Source organism: Flavobacterium sp. HTF (assembly GCF_003105115.1).
Lineage (GTDB): Bacteria > Bacteroidota > Bacteroidia > Flavobacteriales > Flavobacteriaceae > Flavobacterium.
On the sequence record NZ_QETH01000053.1, the window covers coordinates 24,021 to 30,394 of the forward strand.

At 34.6% G+C, this 6,374-nt stretch carries 5 protein-coding genes; all 5 read left to right on the plus strand.

Going from position 1 to position 6,374, the window contains the following annotated elements:
- Nucleotides 1–3: 3 nt before the first annotated feature.
- Nucleotides 4–1,194 (plus strand): cytochrome c oxidase subunit II, encoded by a 1,191-nt coding sequence (locus tag DCO46_RS15140; RefSeq protein ID WP_116753351.1) that lies wholly within the window; start codon nucleotides 4–6, stop codon nucleotides 1,192–1,194.
- A gap of 31 nt (nucleotides 1,195–1,225) precedes the next feature.
- Complete coding sequence (locus tag DCO46_RS15145) at nucleotides 1,226–3,028, plus strand: cbb3-type cytochrome c oxidase subunit I (RefSeq protein ID WP_116753352.1); 1,803 nt, start codon at nucleotides 1,226–1,228, stop codon at nucleotides 3,026–3,028.
- Between the two features lie 108 nt (nucleotides 3,029–3,136).
- The gene (gene ruvB, locus DCO46_RS15150; RefSeq protein WP_116753353.1) at nucleotides 3,137–4,159 is read left to right on the plus strand and encodes a Holliday junction branch migration DNA helicase RuvB; all 1,023 of its coding nucleotides are present in this window, start codon (nucleotides 3,137–3,139) and stop codon (nucleotides 4,157–4,159) included.
- A gap of 11 nt (nucleotides 4,160–4,170) precedes the next feature.
- Nucleotides 4,171–5,514, plus strand: coding sequence for a cytochrome P450 (locus DCO46_RS15155; RefSeq protein ID WP_116753354.1), 1,344 nt, complete (start codon nucleotides 4,171–4,173; stop codon nucleotides 5,512–5,514).
- Nucleotides 5,514–6,374, plus strand: an 861-nt coding sequence (queG, locus tag DCO46_RS15160) for a tRNA epoxyqueuosine(34) reductase QueG (protein WP_116753355.1), incomplete at its 3' end; no start/stop codon positions are given. The genes DCO46_RS15155 and queG, both read left to right, overlap by 1 nt.

Here is a 6,374-nt window from a genome sequence, read left to right on the forward strand (position 1 = left end):
CAGATGACAAGTTTGTTGGTAATTATAGTTTTAGTTTTATTAGCAGTTGCATTATGGCAATTGACCAAGATATTTGATCTTACTCAAGTTGGATCATCTTCGGACGATTCTCAGGTTGCATCAGATAATGATAATAATATTCAGGGATATATTATGTTTGGCTTTTTGGCATTCATTTATATATTTACGATTTATGGCTTACTAAAATGGGGTGGTTTGGCACTTCATACTCCTGCGTCTGAGCATGGACTTTTAGTAGACAACTTAATGAATATTACTTGGGTTTTAATTTTTGTTGTTCAATTTATTACACAAGGTTTATTATATTGGTTTTCTTTTAAAAATAGAGGAAATAAAGACAAAAAAGCATTATTCTTTGCTGATAGTAACAAACTTGAGGCAATCTGGAGTATTATTCCATCTGTAGTGTTAGCATGTTTAATTCTTTACGGATTGTATGCATGGAACAACATTATGTTTGTTGATAAAGATGAAGATGTTATTGAAATAGAGTTATATGCTCAACAATTTAAATGGACTGCAAGATATGCAGGAAATGATAATACTCTAGGAAAAGCAAACGTACGTTTAATCGAAGGTGTTAATACTTTAGGTGTTGATATGTCAGATAAAAACTCTGAGGATGATATCGTAGTAAGTGAATTACATATTCCTAAAGGGAAAAAAGTACATTTCAAAATGCGTTCTCAGGATGTATTGCACTCAGCTTATATGCCTCATTTCAGAGCGCAGATGAACTGTGTTCCAGGAATGGTTACTGAGTTTGCTTTTGTACCTACATATACAACTGCTGAGTACAGAGAATTGCCTTTTATGGTAGAAAAAGTAGCACACATCAATAAACTAAGAGCAGAGAAAAGTGCTGAGTTAGTTGCAAAAGGTGGAACTGCTTTGGATCCTTACACATTTGATTACTTATTATTATGTAATAAAATTTGTGGTGCTTCACACTACAACATGCAAATGAAAGTTGTTGTTGATACGCCAGAAGATTATAAAAAATGGTTAAGCGAAAAAACTACTTTAGCTCAGGATATTAAAGCTGCTGCTGCGGCAGAAAAACCAGCTGCAGTTGAAGGAGCTAAAACAACTACAGACAGCACTGTTAAAGATACTGTTAAGGCGGTTATTGATACTGTGAAAGCTGCTGTAGCTAAAGTTGCTATGAAATAATATTTATTAAGAAAATTTAAAGTACACATATATGTCAGCAGAAGCGCACGATCACGATCATGGACACGATCACGAGCACGAACATCATCATAAAGAAACGTTCATTACTAAATATATATTTAGTATTGATCACAAAATGATTGCTAAGCAATATTTGATTACCGGTATTATTATGGGTATAATCGGTATTGCAATGTCTTTGCTTTTCAGAATGCAATTAGCATGGCCGGAAGAGTCTTTCAAAATCTTTAATGTTTTATTAGGAGATAAATTTGCACCTGATGGTGTAATGGCTAATGATATTTATCTGGCTTTAGTAACAATACATGGTACCATAATGGTATTCTTTGTACTGACGGCTGGTTTGAGTGGAACTTTTAGTAATTTACTTATTCCACTTCAGATTGGAGCAAGAGATATGGCTTCTGGATTTATGAATATGATTTCATACTGGTTGTTTTTCTTATCTGCTGTTATTATGTTGTCTTCTTTATTTGTTGAAGCTGGACCGGCTTCTGCAGGTTGGACAATTTATCCACCATTAAGTGCTTTACCACAAGCGATTCCAGGATCTGGAACTGGTATGACTTTATGGTTAGTTTCAATGGCTATCTTTATCGCATCTTCATTAATGGGATCTTTAAATTACATTGTAACGGTTATCAATTTAAGAACAAAAGGAATGTCTATGACTAGACTTCCACTTACTATCTGGACATTTTTCGTAACAGCTATTATTGGTGTTATCTCTTTCCCGGTATTATTATCAGCTGCATTATTATTGATCTTTGATAGAAGTTTTGGTACTTCATTCTTCTTATCTGATATCTATATTGCTGGTGAAGTTTTGCATTACCAAGGAGGATCTCCGGTATTGTTTGAGCACTTGTTCTGGTTCTTAGGACACCCTGAGGTTTATATTGTAATCTTACCTGCGATGGGTCTTGTTTCTGAAATTATGGCTACAAACTCTCGTAAGCCAATCTTTGGATACAGAGCGATGATTATGTCAGTTCTTGCAATTGCATTCTTATCTACTATTGTATGGGGTCACCATATGTTTATATCAGGTATGAACCCGTTCTTAGGATCTGTATTTACTTTTACAACTTTATTGATCGCAATTCCATCTGCTGTAAAGGCTTTTAACTGGATTACGACTCTATGGAAAGGGAATTTACAATTTAACCCTGCAATGTTATTCTCTATTGGAATGGTTTCTACTTTCATTACTGGAGGTTTAACCGGAATCATCTTAGGAGATAGTACTTTAGATATTAACGTTCACGATACATACTTTGTAATTGCTCACTTTCACTTAGTAATGGGTATCTCTGCACTTTACGGAATGTTTGCTGGTATCTACCACTGGTTTCCTAAAATGTACGGAAGAATGTTGAATAAAAACTTAGGTTATATTCACTTCTGGGTAACTGCAGTTTGTGCTTATGGAGTTTTCTTCCCAATGCACTTTATTGGATTAGCTGGTTTACCAAGACGTTATTACACAAATACAAACTTCCCATTATTTGATGATTTACAAAATGTGAATGTTTTAATTACAACATTCGCTCTTGTAGGAGGTGTATTCCAATTAGTATTCTTATACAATTTCTTCAGCAGTATTTTCTACGGCAAGAAAGCAGTACAGAACCCATGGAAATCTACAACTTTAGAGTGGACAACTCCGGTTGAACATATCCACGGTAACTGGCCAGGAGAAATTCCTCACGTATATCGTTGGCCGTATGACTACAGTAACCCAAATCATGATGTAGATTTTGTTCCTCAAAATGTACCAATGAAAGAAGGTGAAGAAGTTTTACACCACTAAAATATTAAAAAGGCTATCCAATTTGGATAGCCTTTTTTGCATTAGTTAAAATTCTATCTCTCTGTTAATACTATTTTTCAAACTGATTACTTTGCCTATCTTTGTAAAATGAATGAAAACTTAGATCCTACTACAAAAGGATACAACTCAGAAGAATTAGATCTGGAAAAAAGACTGCGTCCTCTGTCATTTGATGATTTTGCCGGTCAGGACCAAGTCTTGGAAAATTTAAAAGTTTTTGTCGCAGCTGCTAATCAGCGCGGCGAAGCACTTGATCATGCGCTTTTTCATGGACCTCCCGGATTAGGTAAAACAACATTAGCTAATATTTTGGCTAATGAACTTGAAGTTGGAATTAAAATTACTTCGGGACCAGTTTTAGATAAGCCTGGTGACTTGGCAGGTTTGCTTACCAATTTAGACGAGAGAGATGTTTTATTCATTGATGAAATCCATCGTTTAAGTCCGATTGTCGAAGAATATCTTTATTCTGCAATGGAGGATTTTAAAATCGATATTATGATAGAATCTGGTCCAAACGCCAGAACCGTTCAAATCAATTTGAACCCTTTCACTTTAATCGGAGCTACAACAAGATCAGGATTATTGACAGCACCAATGCGTGCCCGTTTTGGAATTTCCTCCCGTTTACAATATTATACTACTGAACTTTTAACAACTATTGTTGAAAGAAGTGCCTCCATATTAAAGATGCCAATTTCTCTTGATGCTGCTATTGAAATTGCAGGACGCAGTAGGGGGACACCTCGTATTGCGAATGCATTATTGCGTAGAGTTCGAGATTTTGCGCAAATAAAAGGGAACGGAACAATTGACATTGAAATTGCACGTTATGCCTTAAAAGCGCTAAATGTTGATGCACATGGGCTTGATGAAATGGATAATAAAATTTTACTTACAATCATAAATAAATTCAAAGGCGGTCCTGTTGGTTTGTCTACATTGGCAACCGCGGTTAGTGAAAGCAGCGAGACAATTGAAGAAGTATATGAACCGTTTCTGATCCAGGAAGGTTTTATAATGCGTACTCCAAGAGGTCGTGAGGTTACTGAGAAAGCGTATAAACATTTGGGTAAAATAAACACAAATATTCAGGGTGGATTATTTTAATTCTTAATAGAATGTCAAAGAATAAATATAATTATCCGCCAAAACTTTCGATTGCCAGATTTTTATTGGATGCTGAAGGTGTCCGTAGAAATCCTATACCGTTTCACAAAAGATATTTTGATAAATTTGGCGATTCTTTTTCCATTAAAATTGGAAAATCAAGGCATATCATTTTATCAAGAGACAATGATGTTGCACAATATATATTGCAGAAAAATCATAAAAATTATCACAAGTCTAAGTTTCAATCAGTCTATCTGTCAAAATATTTAGGTAAAGGACTTTTGACCGTTGATGGTGAATTTTGGCTAAAACAAAGAAGACTTATTCAGCCTGCTTTTCATAAACAAAAGATGAATTTGCTGGTTGAAAATATGAAAAGCATTATTGTCTCGGAGTTAGATAATTTACAGAAAGAGGAACAGGTTGATCTTTTTCCTGTAATGAGTGAAGTAGCGTTTAATGTTGTTGCCAAATCATTATTTCAATTTTCGATATCAGAAGAAAAATTAAACCGGATTAAATTTATTATCGAAGAAGTTCAAAACTTTCTGATTAAAGAAATTCGGCTACCGCATAAAGCCTGGTGGTTTTCAGTAAGTGGGCAGGTAAAAAAACATCTTGAGCTTGCAGAGGAAAATAACAGAATCATTCAGCAGATTATTGAAGAAAGAACTTCTTCTAAAAATGAAGTTAATGACTTGCTAAACATGCTTCTTGAAACACGATACGAAGATAGCGGAGAAGGAATGTCTATAAGCCAATTAATAGATGAAATTAAAATTCTATTTATAGCAGGACACGAAACAACAGCAAACGCTTTAACATTTACTCTCTTTCTTTTGGGTAACAATCCGGAAGTACAACAGCAGGTATTTGAAGAAATTACTAAAATTGAGTCAGAAACAGAAGATATTGTCGAACAACTGCAAAAGATGACCTATACTAATGCGGTTTTAAATGAATCTATGCGATTATATCCACCAGCGTGGATTACGGACAGACAAAATGTTGAAGATGATATTTTAGGAGAATTTAATATAAAAAAAGGAACTTTAATTGGAGTTTCATTTTATGAATTGCATCGCAATCCTAAATATTGGAATAATCCGGATGAATTCATTCCGGAACGTTTTCTTGGAGATCAAAAGAAAATTTCCATGCAATATTTTTATCCTTTTGGAGCCGGACCAAGAATGTGTATCGGAGCCGGATTTGCTATTTATGAAATGTGTTTGGTTATTTCCCACATTGTTAAAAATCACCATATTATTTCCCTAAAAAATACTGCTGGCTTTAATCCATTAATTACATTAAAACCCGTTGATGTAAAAGTTGTTTTTTCAAAAAGATGATGATCAATTCTAAAGAAACATATTCTAAGTTTATAAAGTCTGAAGCAAAAAGGCTGGGCTTTATGTCTTGTGGAATATCTAAAGCTGGTTTTTTAGAAGAAGAAGCGCCACGGCTAGAGGATTGGCTCAACAAAAACCATAATGGACAAATGGCTTACATGGCCAACCATTTTGATAAACGTTTAGATCCAACGCTTTTGGTTGACGATGCAAAAAGTGTAGTATCACTCTTACTTAACTATTACCCTGATACTTCTCAAAACAGTGAAAGTTTTAAGATTTCAAAGTATGCTTACGGGCAGGATTATCATTTGGTTATTAAAGAAAAATTAAAAGAATTTCTACATTCTATACAAGAAAATATAGGCGAAGTATCGGGACGGGCTTTTGTTGATTCTGCTCCTGTTTTAGATAAAGCATGGGCGGCAAAAAGTGGTTTGGGATGGGTTGGCAAAAACAGCAATTTGCTGACGCAAAAAATTGGTTCTTTTTATTTTATTGCCGAGCTTATTTTAGATCTGGATTTGGAATATGACTATGCGACAACCGATCATTGTGGTTCTTGTACTGCTTGTATTGATGCCTGTCCGACCCAGGCAATTGTTGCGCCATATGTCGTAGATGGCAGTAAATGTATTTCTTATTATACAATAGAACTAAAAGAAAATATTCCTTTTGAAATGAAAGGAAAATTTGATGAATGGATGTTTGGTTGTGATACATGTCAGGATGTTTGTCCCTGGAATCGATTTTCTAAACCACATTCAGAACCATTATTTAATCCTAATCCCGACTTACTTTCTTTTTCAAAAAAAGACTGGATTGAAATTACCGAAGAAACTTTCCGCGTTGTCTTCAAA

Excerpts from the sequence above, each read along its gene's own strand:
- DCO46_RS15140 (WP_116753351.1), top strand. The coding sequence starts at position 4 with ATGACAAGTTTGTTGGTAATTATAGTTTTAGTTTTATTAGCAGTTGCA.
- DCO46_RS15155 (WP_116753354.1), top strand. The coding sequence starts at position 4,171 with ATGTCAAAGAATAAATATAATTATCCGCCAAAACTTTCGATTGCCAGA.
- DCO46_RS15145 (WP_116753352.1), top strand. The coding sequence starts at position 1,226 with ATGTCAGCAGAAGCGCACGATCACGATCATGGACACGATCACGAGCAC.
- ruvB (WP_116753353.1), top strand. The coding sequence starts at position 3,137 with ATGAATGAAAACTTAGATCCTACTACAAAAGGATACAACTCAGAAGAA.